Source organism: Ottowia thiooxydans (assembly GCF_040548795.1).
In the GTDB taxonomy this organism is placed as follows: Bacteria; Pseudomonadota; Gammaproteobacteria; order Burkholderiales; family Burkholderiaceae_C; genus Ottowia; species Ottowia thiooxydans_A.
Genome location: NZ_JBEPSH010000003.1, coordinates 398144 through 415086, shown reverse-complemented (window position 1 = coordinate 415086; position 16943 = coordinate 398144). Strand labels below are relative to the sequence as shown.

The window sequence follows — 16943 nt, the reverse complement described above, 5'->3', positions numbered from 1 at the left end:
ACGCGCTTAAACGCCTTGCTTCAGGCTGGCTTCAATAAAGACATCCAGATCGCCGTCGAGCACCTTTTGGGTGTTGCTGATTTCAACGTTGGTCCGTAAGTCCTTGATGCGGCTGTTGTCCAGCACGTAGCTGCGGATCTGGTGACCCCAGCCCACGTCAGTCTTGCTGTCTTCGAGCTTCTGCTGTTCTTCCTGACGCTTGCGCATCTCATGGTCGTACAGGCGCGAGCGCAGGCGTTTCCATGCGACGTCTCGGTTGCTGTGTTGGCTGCGGCCATCCTGGCACTGCACCACGATACCTGTAGGGATGTGCGTCAAGCGCACGGCCGAATCGGTCTTGTTGATGTGCTGTCCACCGGCGCCACTGGCACGGTAGGTGTCGGTGCGGACGTCGGAGGGGTTGATGTCGATCTCGATCGAATCATCTACCTCCGGATAGACGAACACGCTGGCAAAGCTGGTGTGCCTGCCGCCGGAAGAGTCGAACGGGCTCTTGCGCACGAGGCGGTGCACTCCGGTTTCAGTGCGCAGCAAGCCGTAGGCATATTCACCTTCGATTTTGATGGTTGCGCCCTTGATGCCCGCGGTTTCACCAGGCGTTTCGTCCTCGATCTCAGCCTTAAAGCCCTTGCGCTCCGCGTACTTGAGATACTGGCGCAGCAGCATGCTGGCCCAGTCCTGGGCCTCGGTTCCGCCTGCGCCAGCCTGAATATCCAGAAAGGCGTTGGCGGGGTCTGCCGGCTGGTTGAACATGCGGCGAAACTCAAGCTCTTCAACCGTAGTAGCAAGCTTGGCAGCTTCGCCCTCTATGGTCTTGAGGCCGTCTTCGTCGGCGTCTTCGCGGCTCATCTCGTACAGCTCGGCGTTGTCTGCCAGTTCACGCGTAAGCATGTCTATGACTTCGACTACGCCGTCCAGGGCCTTCTTTTCCCTGCCCAGTTCCTGGGCTTTCTTGGGGTCGTTCCAGACGGAAGGGTCTTCAAGCGATGCGTTTACCGTACGCAGGCGTTCAGCTTTGGTATCGTAGTCAAAGATACCTCCGTAAATCCACCGTACGAGCGGTGAGGTCTGCAATTTGTGTGCCGATCTGGTTGATGTGTTCTGCTTCCATGATGTATTCCTGAAGGTAATTGGGGCCCAGTCAATAAAGTATGGGCGAATCCATCATTTTCTCATGGGAGAGGGCGGTTTGGAGGCTATTCAGGATCTGGTTTCCCCCAGCACCTGCAGCCACCGGTTCAAGACCGGCGTTTCCTGGCTGGCGACCCACATGACGCTGGTCTCACAGACGGGAAGGTAAGGGGTTTCCTGCAACTCGCGGTACACCACGCCAGCGCGCTGCAATTGACTGACACTTTTGGGCACCCAGGCCAGCCCCAGCTCCGCAGACACCAGGTTGACGATGGTTTGCATCTGAATGGCTTCTTGCTCAACCTTGAGCGGCTGGCCCGCTGCCGCGTAGCAGGCCTGCAGGCCGTCGTAGACCGCAGGCAGGATGGCGCGGGGAAACAGTACCAAGGGCTCGCCCGCGACCTGCTCGAACGACAGCGTTTTGGCTTTGGCCAGGGGATGCGCCTGCGGGAGCGCCAGCCAAAGCGGTTCCTGGCCTATGGTCTGGCGCGCGATACCGGGCGGCGCTGGCTCTTCATGCGCGTGCAACACGATGCCGGCGTCTATGCGTCCGTCCCTCAGCCATTGCAGTTGCACGTCTCCGGTAGCTTCAGTGAGTTCCAGCCGCACACCAGGGCTGGTGGCGCGAAACTTTCTGACCCAGCCTGGGAGGCCGCCAAAGCCCACGGTGGACACAAAGGCAAGCCTTAACCGCCCGACTTCGCCGCTGGCGGCGGCGCGCGCCTGCTCCGGTAGGGCCAGGGCTCTGGCGACAAGATCTTGTGCCTGAGGGAGCAACGCCGCGCCCGCAGGCGTGAGCTGCACATGGCGTTTATTGCGATCGAACAGGCGCACGCCCAGATGCCGCTCCAGGCCGGCAATGGCCTGTGTCAGCGGCGGCTGCGTCATGTTGAGCCGCAAGGCGGCGCGGCCAAAATGCAGTTCTTCCGCCACCATGATGAACTGGCGCCACGCTCTTACATCGATCAAGGGTAGACTCATATGTAAAACATATTAGTCGAGATTTTTAAAGGTATTGGATCAAATTAGCGGAAAGTTTCATACTTGACCCTGTTGGTTGGGCACAGAGTTCCTTCAAGCAAAGCAAATGCTCGGAGGAGACCACACGAGCGCACGCGCCCAATACCGAGAACCGAGATTTTTACAACCCTACAAAGACCACGATGCCTGCCTACCGTTCCAAGACTTCCACCGCTGGCCGTAACATGGCTGGTGCCCGTTCCCTCTGGCGTGCCACCGGCATGAAGGACGAGGATTTTTCCAAGCCCATCATCGCGGTGGTCAATTCGTTCACCCAGTTTGTGCCGGGACACGTCCATTTGAAGGACCTGGGCCAGTTGGTTGCGCGCGAAATCGAAGCGGCAGGGGGCGTGGCCAAGGAGTTCAACACCATTGCGGTGGATGACGGTATTGCCATGGGGCATGACGGCATGCTGTATTCACTGCCAAGCCGTGACATCATTGCCGACAGCGTGGAATACATGGTCAACGCTCACTGCGCAGACGCCATGGTCTGTATTTCCAACTGCGACAAGATCACCCCCGGCATGCTCATGGCCGCCATGCGCTTGAACATCCCTGTGGTGTTTGTCTCAGGCGGTCCCATGGAGGCTGGCAAGGTGCGTCTGGCGGTACCAGAGACGGCGACCATTCAGTTCAAGAAACTGGACCTGATTGACGCCATGGTGATGGCCGCGGACGACAAGGTCAGTGACGCTGACCTGGCTGAAGTGGAGCGCTCGGCTTGCCCCACATGCGGTTCATGCTCCGGCATGTTCACCGCCAATTCCATGAACTGCCTGACAGAGGCGCTGGGTCTGTCCTTGCCCGGCAACGGCACAGTGGTGGCCACGCATGCGGACCGCGAGCAGCTTTTCAAACGCGCCGGTCGCCGCATTGTGGGCCTGGCTCAACAGTACTACGAGAAAGACGACGAATCGATCTTGCCCCGCTCGATGGGATTCAAGGCGTTCGAGAACGCCATTACGCTGGACATCGCCATGGGCGGCTCCACCAATACGATCTTGCACTTGCTGGCGATTGCGCAGGAAGCTGAGATCGACTTCGGCATGGCCGATATCGACAGGCTATCGCGCACTGTGCCGCAGTTGTGCAAAGTGGCGCCGAACACCAACAAGTACCACATTGAAGACGTTCACCGTGCAGGCGGCATCATGGCCATCCTGGGTGAACTGGATCGGGCTGGAAAACTCCACACCGACGTGCCGACCGTGCATGCCAAGACCCTGGGTGAAGCCCTGGACCAATGGGACATTACACGCACCAACGACGAAGCCGTGAAGAACTTCTACATGGCTGGCCCTGGTGGGATTCCTACCCAAGTGGCTTTCAGCCAGAACGCACGCTGGCCCAGCCTTGACATGGACCGTGCAGACGGCTGCATCCGTTCTTACGAGCACGCATTCAGCAAAGAGGGCGGCCTGGCTGTGCTCACCGGCAATATTGCATTGAATGGCTGCGTGGTGAAGACAGCGGGTGTGGATGACTCCATCCTCGTGTTCGAGGGACCGGCCCATGTGGTGGAGTCCCAGGATGAGGCAGTGGCCAACATCCTGGATGACAAGGTCAAAGCAGGTGATGTGGTTGTGGTGCGCTATGAAGGTCCTAAAGGCGGCCCTGGCATGCAGGAAATGCTCTACCCCACGAGCTACATCAAATCCAAGGGTCTGGGCAAAGCTTGCGCCTTGCTGACAGATGGGCGCTTCTCAGGCGGCACATCCGGCCTCTCTATCGGGCATTGTTCGCCTGAGGCTGCTGCGGGTGGGGCCATTGGCCTGGTCAAGACGGGCGATCGTATTCGCATTGACATCCCCAACCGGACGATCAACGTGCTGGTGAGCGACGAGGAACTGGCCAAACGCCGGGTCGAACAAGACGCCAAGGGCTGGAAGCCTGTTGAAGCGCGTCCGCGCAAGGTGTCAGCAGCACTGAAGGCCTACGCCAAGTTGGTGATGTCTGCGGACAAGGGCGCGGTGCGGGATCTGTCTTTGCTTGAAGATTAATGGCAGTTCGCTTCTACAGAGGTGGCTCTCTGTGGTGAGTTTCGCTCAATCGCAATGAGCTTGGCCGACCGAGCGCGTAGTCATCCGCGCGCTCTGTCGCGTGGTCCATGGGGCCGAGCACGCACTAGAATCGCTTCGCATGCATAGTGAGCTGCCCTTGATCCTGGTGGTGGAAGACGAACCCGGCATTGCCGAGACTATCCACTATGCGCTGTCGTCAGACGGTTTCTTACCCGAGGTGTGCGCCACTGCGCGCCATGCGATGGAGCGCTTTACCGAGAAAATACCGGCCTTGGCCATTCTGGACGTCGGCTTGCCGGATATGAGTGGCTTCGAACTGTTGCGTCGCCTGCAGGATCTCCCCGGCGGAAAATCGGTGCCCATGCTTTTTTTGACGGCACGCGCCGGTGAAATTGACCGCGTGGTGGGGCTCGAGCTTGGCGCGGATGACTACATCGCCAAACCTTTCTCACCGCGTGAATTGGTCGCCCGCGTACGCACTATCTTGCGGCGAAGCCAGCGCATGACAGCGCCTTCAGAGCCCGCGCAGACAACTGCTGCTCAAGCGCCTGCTCCTGGCACTGACAAGGAAGGCGGAGTCCGGGTCAATGGGAGTGTGGCCACTGCTGGCTTGCCCACAAACACCAGCAGTCCGGCTTCTGACGACCCAATTGTTGGCGGCGCCTCCTTGCCTAGTCCGTTCGTTCTGGATGAAGAGTGCCGCCTGATTCACTACCATGGTCAGTCGCTAAACCTGTCGCGCTATGAATATGGTCTGCTGGCTGCGCTCATACAACGGCCTGGACGCGTGTTTACACGCAATGAACTGCTGGAGCGAGTGTGGGACGATCCGGGTGAGAGTTTCGACCGTACGGTAGACGCCCACATCAAGACGCTGCGTGGCAAGCTTCGACTGGTGCGAGAAGACGAAGACCCCATACGCACGCTGCGCGGCATTGGCTACGCATTGAGGACACCCTAGATCCTTATATGAGCCGTCGCACCCGCATTTTCCTTGCGTTGGTCGCGGTCTATGTCATCGGCATGGCTGCGCTGCTATACCAGTTGCTAGGCGATCTGGATCCGCGCTATAGAGAGTCTGCCGAGGAGGGGCTGGTCGAAACGGCGCAGTTGCTAGCGACGGTGATCGAGCAGGATGTGGAGCAGGGGGCCCTTCCTACAGATCGCATGGCTGGCATCTTCAGGGATTTGTACGCGAGGCAGTTTTCTGCGCAGATCTACAGCTTGCACAAGACGCGCGTGGAGTTGCGCGCTTACGTCACCAATCGGCACGGCATTGTGGTGTATGACTCCACGGGGCGTGATTTTGGCAAGGACTATTCGTCATGGCGCGATGTTCGCTACACCCTGCGTGGCGAGTTCGGTTCTCGAACGACGCGTGACGTGCCTCAGGACCCCAATAGCAGCGTGATGTATGTGGGCGCCCCTATCCGCTGGCAAGGGGAGATCGTGGGCGCGCTTGCGGTGGGCAAGCCGGTGCAGAGCCTGGGGCAGTTTGTTTCTGCGGCACGGGGCAACATTATTTCGGTCGGTGTGGCGTCGGCTTTTTCTGTGCTGCTGCTGGCCATCGTGCTTTCATTCTTGTTGATCCGTCCACTGGGTATTACAAGTGATTTGCTGGCGGCATTGCGCACCGCCTGGTGGCGCGACGCTGCAGGCCAGCGCCATTTCAGCCCGCGCCGCGCCTGGCGGGCCTTGCGCGCGCAGACACGCGCTGCCGCTCAGGAGGTGCGCGACGCCATTGCAGGACGCAACTACGTTCAAGAGTATGTGGAGCAACTGACGCACGAGTTGAAAAGCCCTATTTCAGCTATTCGAGGTGCGGCTGAGCTGCTGCAGGAGCCCGACATGCCGGCTGAGCAGCGGCAGCGGTTTACTTCCAGCATTGCACGGGAGACTCACCGTTTGCAAGAAGTTGTGGATCGGATGATGGAGCTGTCTTCGCTGGAGAGCCGGCGCCTGCTGAAAGACCAGCAAGCGGTGGAGTTGGCACCGCTACTGCATGAGCTGGCGGGTATTGCACGGACTCAGGCGCCAGCGCTCAAGGTGGAGGTGCACATCCGCACGGAATTGACCGTGGAGGGCGATCCCTTTCTGCTACGCCGCGCCATCGGCAACTTGCTGGACAACGCAGTGGGATTTTCGACCCCCGGAAACGGGGCTGGGCCGGACATCGTGCTCAGGCTTGCGCGCGAGGGGCGCATGGCGCGTATCGAGGTGCGTGACCGTGGGCCAGGGGTACCGGTATTTGCGCAGGGCAAAGTGTTCGAGAAGTTCTTCTCCCTGGCGCGCCCAGGCTCGGGTAAGCGAAGCACTGGCCTGGGATTGGCCTTTGTGAGGGAAATTGCTGCTTTGCACCAGGGCAGCATCACGCTTGGCAATGCCGACGATGCGCCTGGTGCACTGGCGGTGCTGCGGCTGCCGCTGCTGAAGGGTTGAGCGCACTTTCGAACAGGCTGTTCCTCCTGGGAGCGCCAAGCTCCAGCTTGGCACGGCAGCGCTGACAGATCCGCCCGAATTGCCAAGCTGGAGCTTGGCGCTCCCAGGGGCAACAGCCTGCTTCGCGAATTCTTTGGGGTGTGTTGGTGCTTGCGAGATGCGGGCGCCGCTGTGTGACGGTATTGGGCTTGCCTTTCCTCAGCGCAGATTGCCTCAATGACGGCCGTCAATCCTGGGAGCGCCAAGCTCCAGCTTGGCACGGCAGCGCTGACAGGTCCGCCAGAATTGCCAAGCTGGAGCTTCGCGCTCCCAGGGTGAACAGCCTGCTTCTTGAACCCATTGGGGGCCTCGGTGCCTTTCGGTGACGGGCGTCGCCGTTGTTTCCCGCTTTCTCCGCTGAGACCAACCAGCCCGGATTTCACGGGGACTTCACACAGACTTCACACAACGCCCCAAGCGGTGCGCGGTTTTCCTGACTTCTTCTTGCGGACTTCATCGCTGCTTCGAAGGTGATTTGCACAGTAGAGGGCATCCAAGCTCAACACTGAAAGGAAGTCCCTTGATCAACCCTGCACATCTCATCCAATCTGCCTCCGCCACCGTCGCAAAGAGACTGACATGGGGTTTGGCTTTCACGGCCTTCGTGCTTCTGGCACCGTCCGCACGCGCTCAGGCGGATGCTCCGGCCAAGTCTGAAAGCCCTTACTTCTTTGTTCAAGGCTCGCAAGCGGGTGTAGAGGCTCTGCCGCTCAAGCGCACAGACGTCAAAGTGAATATCAGCGGCGTGATCGCTGACGTGGTGGTGACCCAGACCTATAAGAACGAGGGCACGACACCCATTGAGGCGAAATACATTTTTCCGGGCTCTACGCGCGCAGCGGTCGACGGCTTGAATATTCGCGTGGGCGAACGCCTGGTCGTGGCGCAGATTCGCGAGAAGCAACAAGCCAAGGTGGAGTACGACGCTGCCAAACGTGAGGGCAAGACCACTGCCTTGCTGGAGCAGCACAGGCCCAATGTGTTCCAGATGAATGTGGCCAATATCTTGCCTGGTGACGACGTGCAGGTCGAGTTGCGCTACAACGAGTTGGTGGTCCCTGAAGACGGACAATATCAGTTTGTGTTTCCCACCGTAGTGGGACCGCGCTACGCTGGCGCCGGCGCCAGCGTAGATGCAGTCGCGCAGGGCTTTCCGGCTCAGCCGGTGTTGCGCCAGAATCAATCGAACCCCAGCGCCTTTGACCTCAAAGTCAATCTGACCAGCCCCATCGGTATCCAAGAGGTCCGCTCGCCCAGCCACGCCATAGACACGGAGATGAATGGTCAGCGCGCCAGCGTTCAACTGGCCGGCAGCGCCTCGCGCGGCGTGAGCAAGAGCAACAACCGCGACTTCATTCTGGACTACCGTCTGGCCGGCGCACAAATCCAGTCGGGCGTGCTGCTGCAGCGCGGCGAGAAGGAAAACTTCTTTATTGCCATGGTCCAGCCGCCCAAGGCCGTGCCTCAGGCAGCGATCACAGCGCGCGACTATGTATTTGTGGTGGACATCTCCGGCTCGATGCATGGTTTCCCGCTGGACACGACCAAAGCCCTGATGCGCCAGCTCCTGGGCAACCTGAAGGCCAGCGATACCTTCAACGTCATGCTGTTCTCTGGCAGCAACCGGTTTTTGGCGCCTCAGTCGGTTCCTGCCACTCCAGCCAACGTCAACGCAGCCATTCGGACCATAGAGCAAATGGGTGGTGGCGGTTCTACCGAGTTGCTTCCCGCCTTGCGAAGGGTTTATGCGCAACCCAAACCAGCGGATCTGTCTCGCACGGTTGTGGTGGTGACGGATGGGTATGTCACGGTGGAAAGCGAAGCTTTTGCGCTGGTGCGCAAACAACTCGGGCAGGCCAATGTGTTTGCCTTTGGCATAGGCTCTTCGGTTAACCGCCATCTCATGGAAGGCCTGGCGCGTGCTGGCATGGGTGAGCCCTTCATCGTGACCAATCCGAGTGAAGCCAAGGCGCAAGCCGAACGATTTCGCCGCATGATCGAGTCGCCAGTGCTTACCAGCGTCAAAGCACGCTTTGAAGGCCTGGACGTGTACGACGTCGAGCCTCCTGTTCTGCCGGATGTTCTGGCAGAGCGTCCGGTGCTGGTGTTCGGCAAGTGGCGTGAGTCCAGCCAATCCACGCAGCCCAAGCTGGTGATTGAAGGCCATGCCGCTGGCGGGCAATACCAGCAAGCACTTCCCATCGATCTGCAAGTGTCTGACAACAGCACCACCGCGCTGCGTTACCTGTGGGCACGCCACCGAATCGCTGCCTTGAGCGACGAGGAGGCCCTGACCGGAGGTGACGCGCAGAAGGCCGCCATTACCCGGCTGGGCTTGGACTACAACTTGCTGACCCAATACACAAGCTTCATTGCTGTGGACAAGGTGGTGCGCAACCCCGGTGGGCAAGGCGCCACAGCCAACCAACCGAGCGCGATGCCTGAAGGTGTGAGTGACCTGGCCGTTGGAGAGGCTTCTGCCCTGGGCGCGGATGTCAGCAGTACCCCGGAACCCGAGACCTGGGCCGCCATGCTGGTGGTGATGGCTGTGCTGGGAGCGCAGATGGCACGCCGGCGTCAGCGCCGGACTTTCACGGGTTGATCCATCATGAACTCTGCTCTTCTTATGCGCCAGGGGCCCATCATTCACCATGCCATTCGACTGGACCGGGCCCCTGCCTGGGTATGGATTGCACTGCAGACAGTGGCGCTGTGGCCCACATGGCGCTGGATGGCTACACGTGTGTCAGATGGCTCTGATGACCCACTGGGCTTGTTGGCCATCGCCGCGATTGCGGTGCTTGTGTGGTCGGTACGCAAGCAGCTTTGCTCCGCACCACGCCTGTCCTGGATGGCAGTGGCCTTGGTCGGGACCCTGGCAGCCACTTCCATGCGGGGAACCGTCACCCCGCTGGCCACCAGCTTGCTGGCTATCGTCAGTTGGGCATGCGGACTGATTGCATTCTTGCCTTCAGTGCGCCGCGGTGCAATGCATGCGAGCAATGGCGTGCTGTGGCCTGCACCACGCCATGCCGTGGCGACGGTGCCCGTTCTGGGGCTGGCTGTCCTGGCTTTGCCACTGATTGCGTCATTGCAGTTCTACGCCGGATACCCGCTGCGGGTGCTGACGGCTGAAGCCAGTCGTTGGCTGCTGGCAGTGGGGTTCGCAGTGCAACGTGAAGGCAGCAGCCTGCTGGTCGACGGCCACCTGGTCATTGTGGATGCGCCGTGTTCTGGGGTTCAGATGGCCTGGGCTGGTTACTTTACCGCTTGCGCTGTGGCGTTGTTCAAGGGGCAAAGCAACCGTGGCTTTGCGCTGCGTCTTCCCTTGGTTGGCTTCACGGTGCTGGCTGGAAACGTGCTGCGCAATACCGCTTTGGTTGCGCTGGAAGCCACGGGAAATGCTTCTTCACAAGTGGTGCACCAGGGCATTGGCCTGGTGACGCTGGCCGCTGTGTGCGGGGCCGTCGCCTGGTTGATGGGGTCTTGCGTTGGCGATGCCGCCAGGTCGGAGATCTTTCGTGGTGTTTCAGGTCAGCGGTGCAAACAGGGAGAGTGCAAATGATAGAGAACACTTTTCATAACCGGGTGCTGGGCAAGTTGTTGTTCGGCTGCGCCATGCTGGGGTGTGCGTTGGCTTCGGCGTTGCCGAGCGCCCGTGAAGTGACTGCTGCACCTGCCGTCCAGGCAGGCGAACTCCCGCACCTATGGGAGGGAGCCGCTGTGCGGCCGCTGGCCTTGTCCGCCGTAGAGCGGCGCTTTGCAGATCGCTTTCCTGGCCGTATCACGCGCTTGACGGATGAGCGCCGCATCATCGTTCTGCGTGATGTGGCTGCGCCTACACGCATGCTGCACCCTGCCGTTGATTGTTATCGCGCATTGGGCTATCGGATTGAGGGTGAACACCTGGAGAGTGCGAGGGTCCGATCTCCTGTCACGCCTGTTGCATTGGCCTCTGAAGCTGCTGGAGTTGCGGTCGCGGGCGGCCTTCAGCGCTGCTTCATCGCTCGACGGGAGGGCGTTGCCTTGAAGGTATGCGAGCAGATCGAGGACGCACACGGCCAAAGTTTTGCTGACACCTCTGCCTGGTACTGGGCCGCCACGATGGGGCAGTCAAGCGGCCCGTGGCGTGCCATCACGGTCACGACGCCTGTGTCTGGGGGAAACACATGAAGAATCAAGTCGCCATTGACCATGGTCGGCCCCGGTGGGGTCTTGTCCTGGCCTGTTCGATTCTGTTTCCTGCCCTGCTCTTGGCATTGCTATGGAGCACAGCGCGCATGGCGCTGGCTCCGCAGACCAATGAGTGGTCCGTCAGGGTAGGGCGGGGCCCGTTCCAATTGGAGGCCAGCGTGCCGCAACTGGTGTGGCTGGCCACAACGCCCTGGATAGGACAGGCCCTGGATGGGGTGCGCGTGCCTACCCGCATTGGCTTCATGACCCTGGGTTGGAAGCCTGCAGATATGGAACAACGCGAGCCCGTATTCATTCTGCACTGCGAGCCCTGCACGCTGCCTGTACCTGCTGCCGTGGGAAAGGGACGGCTGAGGGTGCCTGCCGCGCGGATTGCCCTGTCACGCGGTCAAGGTCCGGGGCGTTTGCAAGGGCAACTGCTCCTGGCTTCAGAGTCGCCAAAGGGTGAGAAGGAAATTATTCAGGCGCAATGGCAGGCCGACCGATCCGGTTCTGGTTGGGAAGTGTTGATGCAGTGGCCTGAAGCGCCCGCGCGTCACTGGGCGGCCTTGCTGGCGCCTGGTCTCTCTGAGTTGAAGGTGGCACGCATAGACGGCAGCGTTTCGGCTACGGCGCGCATCCAGCTGCCATCTGGCCGGTTTGAGCTTACCCCGCGCGTGCAAGGCCTTTCGGTCAGTGGCCTGGGCACCGAAGCATGGGCGCATGCGCGGTCATCTTGTGGTCCCATTGAGAATTACCGCGCGCGTGGCTGGCTTGCACGTTCCGTGCTGGCCGCAGAAGATCAGCGCTTTTATGAGCATCCAGGCTACGACATGGATGAGCTTGAAAATTCACTGGCCATCAATGAAACCCAATCTGTGGTCCGGCGTGGCGGTAGTACCCTGACGCAACAAGTAGCCAAGTTGATGGTCGCCGGTGGCGAGCGCACGTTGACTCGCAAAGTGCGTGAGCTGCTGTACGCAGTGGAGATGGAGCAGACGCTGGGAAAGGCGCGTATTCTTCAGCTCTACCTGAACCTTGCTCCCTGGGGGCATACGGCGGAAGGCCAACTGGTGTGCGGAGCGGATGCCGCTGCGCGGCATTACTTCGGATTGCCTGCAGCGCAGTTGAGCCCACGCCAAGCGGTGACCTTGGCCGCCATCTTGCGCAACCCTGCCCATGAGGCCAATGCCAGTCGCCTGCTGTGGGTGGCTGAGCAGGTTCGCGGTGTGCCCAGGCCTGAGCAACGCGCGCTGGCTCAGGAGCTGAGAGTACGTGCTTTAGCCGAACTCAACGTGTCCGAGAAAGGCTAAATGAGCGCGACAGAAACTGCCGGTAATGGGTATTGATTTCATTCGGGCTCGCTCAGGTCAATACGCTCAGGAAAGCCTCGTTCAATTTCCGGTCGTGGTAGAAAATTCCGCGCCCCACTTCTTCCCAACTCCATGTGATGGGTGGCATGTCTGGGTACCACTGGTAGCCGCCTGCGAACGTTTCAAGGCGGTTGCCAGAGGGATCGAAGAAGTAGATGGTCGTGCCCTGTGTAATGCCGTGTCGCGTGGGACCGATGTCTACCGAGACACGGTTGCGGCTCATAAGATCGGCTGCTCGCAGCACCTGTTCCCAACTCTCCATCATAAAACTCACATGGTGAAGCTTGGCATCTTCCGAGTGCCTCACCATGGCCAGATCATGGGCCTTGGTGCTGCAAGTGAGCCATGTGCCTAGATCGGTACTCCCGTCTTCAAGCTTGACGCGTTCCACAAGGCTGAACCCCAATACTTCCGTGAACAGTTTGAGGTTGCCGTCAATGTCTCCCCCATAGATCAATGCGTGATCCATACGCACGGGTCGGATACCAGGACCATCGATCACATCCACGTCAGGGTCGTTGTAGCCACAGACGCTTCCCACGCATTTTTTCTCGGAAAACAACTCGATCGTATGACCCGTCGGGATCTGAAAGCGTACGCGTTCCCCTGTTTCGAGCATCTCTCCTGCAGGAATGCGCTCGGTTTTGACACCTGCCGCTTGCAGTTTTTTGTCGAGCTCTTCCAAGGTGGCCTGGTCGAGGACCTTGAAACCGAAGAAATCCATTCCCGCATGATCCGCCTGTCGTAGCACAACGCTGTTGTGGTCGTGCTCCTGACGGCATTTGAAATACACGCGACCCGAGCTATCTCGCCCGGTTTCCATGAGCCCCATCACCTGGGTATAGAACTGAACGGATTCTTCCATATCCAGAACGCGAATCTGTGCGTGACCAGGCCGCAAAATTCCTGACATTGCCATTTCAAATCTCCTTTAGTTTTCTTCAGGTTGAGGACGTGGGGGAATCGTCTACAGGCTCAACCAGCCTGCAGACGTTCTTTTTCATTTGTCCAAGCACCGAGATCCGCAGATCGCTGGTGGGCTTGATTCGGCACGAAAGCGCGCGGCCAACAAGTTCTTCAGCCGCACTGACGTGCTCGCGGCTCATCACGCGCCGCGTGTACTGACCTTCAATCACCTGCACCTTGCAAACACCGCAACCACCGTTTCGGCAGCCCACAGGAATGCCCTTCTTTCCCAGCGCTTCCATACCTTCGAGCACCGAGCGATATCCAGCACACCGATAGCTTTCGCCGGTCTCCATCAAAGTGATCGTGTAGACAGCAGCACTCATCTCAATCACCCGCACCGCCTTCCGCGACCCGCAACCACCTCAAAAGGCCGCAGTGCAAGCCACACGAGAACCAGCGCGGAGCGGGCTTGGCCCGGCCGCTGGTGGTGTTCCCCAGAGGGGGAAGGCGCGTAAGCGACATAGGGGGGAGTCGTGTGCTCCAGCGCGGAGCGGGCTTGGCCCGGCCGCTGGTGGTGTCCCCCTGAGGGGGAAGGCGCGTAAGCGACACAGGGGGGAGTCGTGTGCTCCAGCGCGGAGCGGGCTTGGCCTGGCCGCTGGTGGTGTCCCCCTGAGGGGGAAGGCGCGTAAGCGACACAGGGGGGAGTCGTGTGCTCCAGCGCGGAGCGGGCTTGGCCCGGCCGCTGGTGGTGTCCCCCTGAGGGGGAAGGCGCTTAAGCGACACAGGGGGCTCTCATATCTTCTTGAACAGCGGACTGCGGACCTGCTGAGCATCAGCAGCCGATATGAACTTCTCGGTGTAGATGTCGCGCTCGAAAAGACGCCCTTGCATCAAAGTGCTGATGCAGGCGTCAATCATGAGCGGTGGACCGCAAAGATAGGCTTTGTGACCTCGGAAATCGTTCTTGAAATGGACCTTGGCTGCCTCATGCACGAATCCTTTCGCACCTTGCCAATCCGCTTCCTCAGAGGAGAGGGCGGCCACGTAGCTGAAGTTGCTGTGCTCAATGGCCAGAGCCGTGAACTCTTCATGGTGGTAGAGCTCCTCCGAGCTGCGTGCTCCGTTAATGAGCGCAATGGGTTTTTTGCAGCCGCGCTCCAACAAATCCAGAATCATCGAGCGCGGGCTGGAAAGGCCTGAGCCGCCAGCCAGGAAGATATAGCCCAACTCGTCCTTTTGGTGTGCGGACTCCCGCACGAAGAACCGGCCGTAAGGACCTGATAGTTGGACTTCCTCTCCACTGCTCAGTTGTTGGTGCACCCATGCAGTTCCTTTGCCACCCGGTACCAAGCGGATATTGAGTTCGATCTCTGAGGCCTGACCAGGGGCACTTGCGATCGAGAAAGCCCGGGGAGCGCTTTCACCAGGGATGTGCAGATTGACGTACTGGCCGGCCTGGAAGTCCATGGGCCTATCCAATTTGATCCACACGCCCTTGATGGTGGGGGTGAGGTCTTCAATTCGTGAGACCGTGCCTCGATAGTCCTGAACGGGGAGGAATCGCGCATCGGGCTCCTCATCAATTTCCGCTTCGATGGTCGTATCGGATTGCAAGGTAGCGCAGCAGGCCAGGCATTGGCCTTCGTCGCGTTCATAGTCCATCAGTGCGAACGTACTCGCTTCGCCATGATCAATCTCTCCTTCCGTGACGATGACTTTGCAAGTGGCACACAGGCCATGACAGCAGGCGTGGGGAATATAGATACCCGCGCGGAGTGCTGCATCGAGGATGGTCTGGCCGTCTTCGATGTCCAGCACCTGGCCCAGGGGTTCAATGGTGAGTTGGTAGCTCAAGCTAATCTTCCTGGGGTAGTTGCTCAGTGGGCGGAGCCCTTCAGGCCGGTCAAGCCAGGCGTGCGAAAGCGGATGACATCCTTATGCCCTAACCCGTTTTCGGCCAAAGTCTTTTCCATGTCTGGAGTCCAGGGTTGACCGGATTTGAACCACTCGGCCTTGTCCCAGTCAATGTTGGCGAAATCTGGATGGGCGCCAAAAAAACCTGGGAATGCGCCGCGGCACATATCCGCGAACTTCAGCGTAGGGGGCAACGGCACGGCAAAGGGTGCACAGAACATCTTGTGGTCTTCCCAAGAGAGGAACAGCAAAGGGGCGGGGAATTTTTCGGCGCCGTCCTTCTGCGGGAATTCGTACTTGCCAATGGAGGTCATAGTCATGTGGGTTCTCCTTGCAATCAGTTGCCTGTGGCTTGTTCGCGCCACTTGTCAAAGTTCTTCTTGTCCGTTGAGTCCGCGTAGTCGAGGTTGTCCTCTCCCCAGGTCATCCGGTACCAGCGCAGCACTTCGGCCAAGGGGTTGAAGTCAGGCTGCGTGGGGTCTGCATCGGGGCAGAAGCAGTTGCCCTGATAGATCTGCTGCACCGGTAGCCAGCTCTGGCTGTACTTCTCCGGCTCATAGTCAAAGATGTCCTTGCAGCCGTCGGAGCAGAAGTGATACTTCTGGCCACGCCAGTCGCTTTCGCGGAAAGCGATTTTTGTCGGATCGTCCGGTTCTGTGAAGAACATGGGAATCTGGCAGGTCTGACACAGCATGGGTAAGGTGCTGTTGTAGAAGCGACGTCCTTCCTTCTGTTCCGCTGAGAAGTGTTCCCACAGAGGGCGGTAGTTCTCATCGAATGTGTCGGGATACTTTTCGCTCAGCCATTTCATTTCGCTTTCGCTGGGTGCCCATGTGTGGAAAGGAGCAGCAGCGCCGTAGTTGTAGAACACGTTCCACGCCTGGTGACTCAGGTGGTCTTTCTCCTTGCATGCTTGCTCCCATCCCTTGGGCGGGCGCAAGCCGTAGCGAGCCAGATCGGCGAACAGGGCGCCACCGTTATCTTCAGCGTAGACCTCCCACGCTTCCTTCCAGCTCATCACACGCTTGGGCAGCATGTAGTCCATCATCATGGCGACCAAGGTCAGCACGCGATACCCACGCCAGAACCATTTGTCGATCCAGCGTTGAACAATGGGCAGGTTGTCCGGGTCTTGCTCGAGGATGAACTTGATCATCTCCAGCCCCAGGGTCATGTGGCGCGATTCATCAGACTGCGCCGAAAAGCCGAACGCCATGGCACCCATGTCGCCGTTGTAGGCTGCTCCGCTGATGAACGGCACGAACAGCAAGTTGGTCAACACGTATTCGAACGCGAAGCCAATGGCGATCATGAACTCGAACGGGCCCGAGCTGACGGCGTCGTCAAAGAACGATTTCGGCACGCTGAGGTACCACACGCGGTCGTGCTGATGGCGCCAATGCTGGAAGCCGTTGTAGTGCTTGTTGTAATTGGAAAGAGAATGCAGCTGGGTTTGCGCGTGGCGCATTTCGTCCAGACTCTGCATGAGGCATGCCACGCGGGGACCCGCACCTGCAAGCTGCCTGCCCACATGCGCGAAGCCACGGTGCGCCATGTATTCAAGTGGGCTCACGCCTGTGAGGAAGAGCTTGAGCGCGTTGATGTAGCGCGCATCGGTGACGCCCAAATGGCCGTTGTTCTGCGTGAACGCGTCCATGATCGCGTAGAGCTTGCGCTCTTTCTCTGCCTGGTATTTCCAATAGGCATCCATCGTCATGCGGAACGGGTCTTCGAACTTGTCCCAGTCATGAATCTTGATCCCCTCGTACTCGGTGTACGGAAATACATCATTCACGGCCTGGTAGGTAGGCGTCCAGGCCAGGTCTCTCGTCATCAGGTTGTAGCGGTCTTTCAGACTCAGCTTCTTGTTGACTTTCATATCCATGTTGGTCTCCTTTGATCTGTAATTCAGTACAAGAGT

Annotated in this window: 14 protein-coding genes; 7 read left to right on the top strand and 7 right to left on the bottom strand. The window is 59.4% G+C overall.

Going from position 1 to position 16943, the window contains the following annotated elements; translation table 11 throughout:
• Positions 1–6: 6 nt before the first annotated feature.
• Together prfB and ABIE13_RS08780 are read right to left on the bottom strand one after the other, a co-directional pair.
• Positions 7–1111 (bottom strand): peptide chain release factor 2 gene (gene prfB, locus ABIE13_RS08785; RefSeq protein WP_354442753.1). Its coding sequence is split into 2 segments (ribosomal slippage): positions 7–1029 and positions 1031–1111, totalling 1104 coding nucleotides; the frame shifts between segments, so codons are not numbered across the junction.
• An 89-nt stretch (positions 1112–1200) separates the two neighbouring features.
• A complete protein-coding gene (locus ABIE13_RS08780; protein ID WP_354442752.1) occupies positions 1201–2112 on the bottom strand; it encodes a LysR family transcriptional regulator in 912 nt (303 codons plus the stop codon).
• A gap of 182 nt (positions 2113–2294) precedes the next feature.
• Here ABIE13_RS08780 and ilvD point away from each other — a divergent pair, with 182 nt between their 5' ends.
• From ilvD to ABIE13_RS08745, 7 genes are all read left to right on the top strand, one after another.
• Positions 2295–4154: a dihydroxy-acid dehydratase gene (gene ilvD / locus ABIE13_RS08775; RefSeq protein ID WP_354442751.1), complete on the top strand. Its 1860-nt coding sequence runs from the start codon at positions 2295–2297 to the stop codon at positions 4152–4154.
• Between the two features lie 139 nt (positions 4155–4293).
• Complete coding sequence (locus tag ABIE13_RS08770; protein ID WP_354442750.1) at positions 4294–5136, top strand: response regulator; 843 nt, start codon at positions 4294–4296, stop codon at positions 5134–5136.
• An 8-nt stretch (positions 5137–5144) separates the two neighbouring features.
• On the top strand, positions 5145–6614 hold the full coding sequence (gene creC / locus ABIE13_RS08765) for a two-component system sensor histidine kinase CreC (protein WP_354442749.1): 1470 nt from the start codon (positions 5145–5147) through the stop codon (positions 6612–6614).
• Positions 6615–7173: 559 nt separating this feature from the next.
• Positions 7174–9255 (top strand): VIT and vWA domain-containing protein, encoded by a 2082-nt coding sequence (locus ABIE13_RS08760; RefSeq protein WP_354442748.1) that lies wholly within the window; start codon positions 7174–7176, stop codon positions 9253–9255.
• 6 nt (positions 9256–9261) lie between these two features.
• Complete coding sequence (gene xrtQ / locus ABIE13_RS08755; protein WP_354442747.1) at positions 9262–10218, top strand: exosortase Q; 957 nt, start codon at positions 9262–9264, stop codon at positions 10216–10218.
• The gene (locus ABIE13_RS08750) at positions 10215–10826 is read left to right on the top strand and encodes a hypothetical protein (RefSeq protein ID WP_354442746.1); all 612 of its coding nucleotides are present in this window, start codon (positions 10215–10217) and stop codon (positions 10824–10826) included. The genes xrtQ and ABIE13_RS08750 overlap by 4 nt, the downstream gene beginning before the upstream one ends.
• Positions 10823–12139, top strand: coding sequence for a biosynthetic peptidoglycan transglycosylase (locus tag ABIE13_RS08745; RefSeq protein WP_354442745.1), 1317 nt, complete (start codon positions 10823–10825; stop codon positions 12137–12139). Before ABIE13_RS08750 ends, ABIE13_RS08745 begins: the two co-directional genes overlap by 4 nt.
• A gap of 52 nt (positions 12140–12191) precedes the next feature.
• Here the strand turns inward: ABIE13_RS08745 and ABIE13_RS08740 are convergent, their stop codons facing one another.
• The 5 genes from ABIE13_RS08740 to ABIE13_RS08720 form a co-directional block, all read right to left on the bottom strand.
• Positions 12192–13118, bottom strand: coding sequence for a catechol 2,3-dioxygenase (locus ABIE13_RS08740; protein WP_354442744.1), 927 nt, complete (start codon positions 13116–13118; stop codon positions 12192–12194).
• 22 nt (positions 13119–13140) lie between these two features.
• The gene (locus ABIE13_RS08735) at positions 13141–13491 is read right to left on the bottom strand and encodes a 2Fe-2S iron-sulfur cluster-binding protein (protein WP_354442743.1); all 351 of its coding nucleotides are present in this window, start codon (positions 13489–13491) and stop codon (positions 13141–13143) included.
• A gap of 409 nt (positions 13492–13900) precedes the next feature.
• Complete coding sequence (locus tag ABIE13_RS08730) at positions 13901–14962, bottom strand: NADH:ubiquinone reductase (Na(+)-transporting) subunit F (RefSeq protein WP_354442742.1); 1062 nt, start codon at positions 14960–14962, stop codon at positions 13901–13903.
• Positions 14963–14985: 23 nt separating this feature from the next.
• Positions 14986–15342 carry a phenol hydroxylase subunit P4 gene (locus ABIE13_RS08725; RefSeq protein ID WP_354442741.1) on the bottom strand — a complete coding sequence of 119 codons (357 nt, stop codon included), beginning with the start codon at positions 15340–15342 and terminating at the stop codon, positions 14986–14988.
• A 17-nt stretch (positions 15343–15359) separates the two neighbouring features.
• Positions 15360–16907: an aromatic/alkene/methane monooxygenase hydroxylase/oxygenase subunit alpha gene (locus tag ABIE13_RS08720; protein ID WP_354442740.1), complete on the bottom strand. Its 1548-nt coding sequence runs from the start codon at positions 16905–16907 to the stop codon at positions 15360–15362.
• Positions 16908–16943 lie beyond the last annotated feature (36 nt).

Coding starts and splice junctions, on each gene's coding strand:
- ABIE13_RS08745 (WP_354442745.1), top strand. CDS start 10,823: ATGAAGAATCAAGTCGCCATTGACCATGGTCGGCCCCGGTGGGGTCTT.
- ABIE13_RS08750 (WP_354442746.1), top strand. CDS start 10,215: ATGATAGAGAACACTTTTCATAACCGGGTGCTGGGCAAGTTGTTGTTC.
- ABIE13_RS08725 (WP_354442741.1), bottom strand. CDS start 15,342: ATGACTATGACCTCCATTGGCAAGTACGAATTCCCGCAGAAGGACGGC.
- ABIE13_RS08720 (WP_354442740.1), bottom strand. CDS start 16,907: ATGGATATGAAAGTCAACAAGAAGCTGAGTCTGAAAGACCGCTACAAC.
- ABIE13_RS08780 (WP_354442752.1), bottom strand. CDS start 2,112: ATGAGTCTACCCTTGATCGATGTAAGAGCGTGGCGCCAGTTCATCATG.
- xrtQ (WP_354442747.1), top strand. CDS start 9,262: ATGAACTCTGCTCTTCTTATGCGCCAGGGGCCCATCATTCACCATGCC.
- ABIE13_RS08770 (WP_354442750.1), top strand. CDS start 4,294: ATGCATAGTGAGCTGCCCTTGATCCTGGTGGTGGAAGACGAACCCGGC.
- ABIE13_RS08735 (WP_354442743.1), bottom strand. CDS start 13,491: ATGAGTGCTGCTGTCTACACGATCACTTTGATGGAGACCGGCGAAAGC.
- creC (WP_354442749.1), top strand. CDS start 5,145: ATGAGCCGTCGCACCCGCATTTTCCTTGCGTTGGTCGCGGTCTATGTC.
- ABIE13_RS08740 (WP_354442744.1), bottom strand. CDS start 13,118: ATGGCAATGTCAGGAATTTTGCGGCCTGGTCACGCACAGATTCGCGTT.
- ilvD (WP_354442751.1), top strand. CDS start 2,295: ATGCCTGCCTACCGTTCCAAGACTTCCACCGCTGGCCGTAACATGGCT.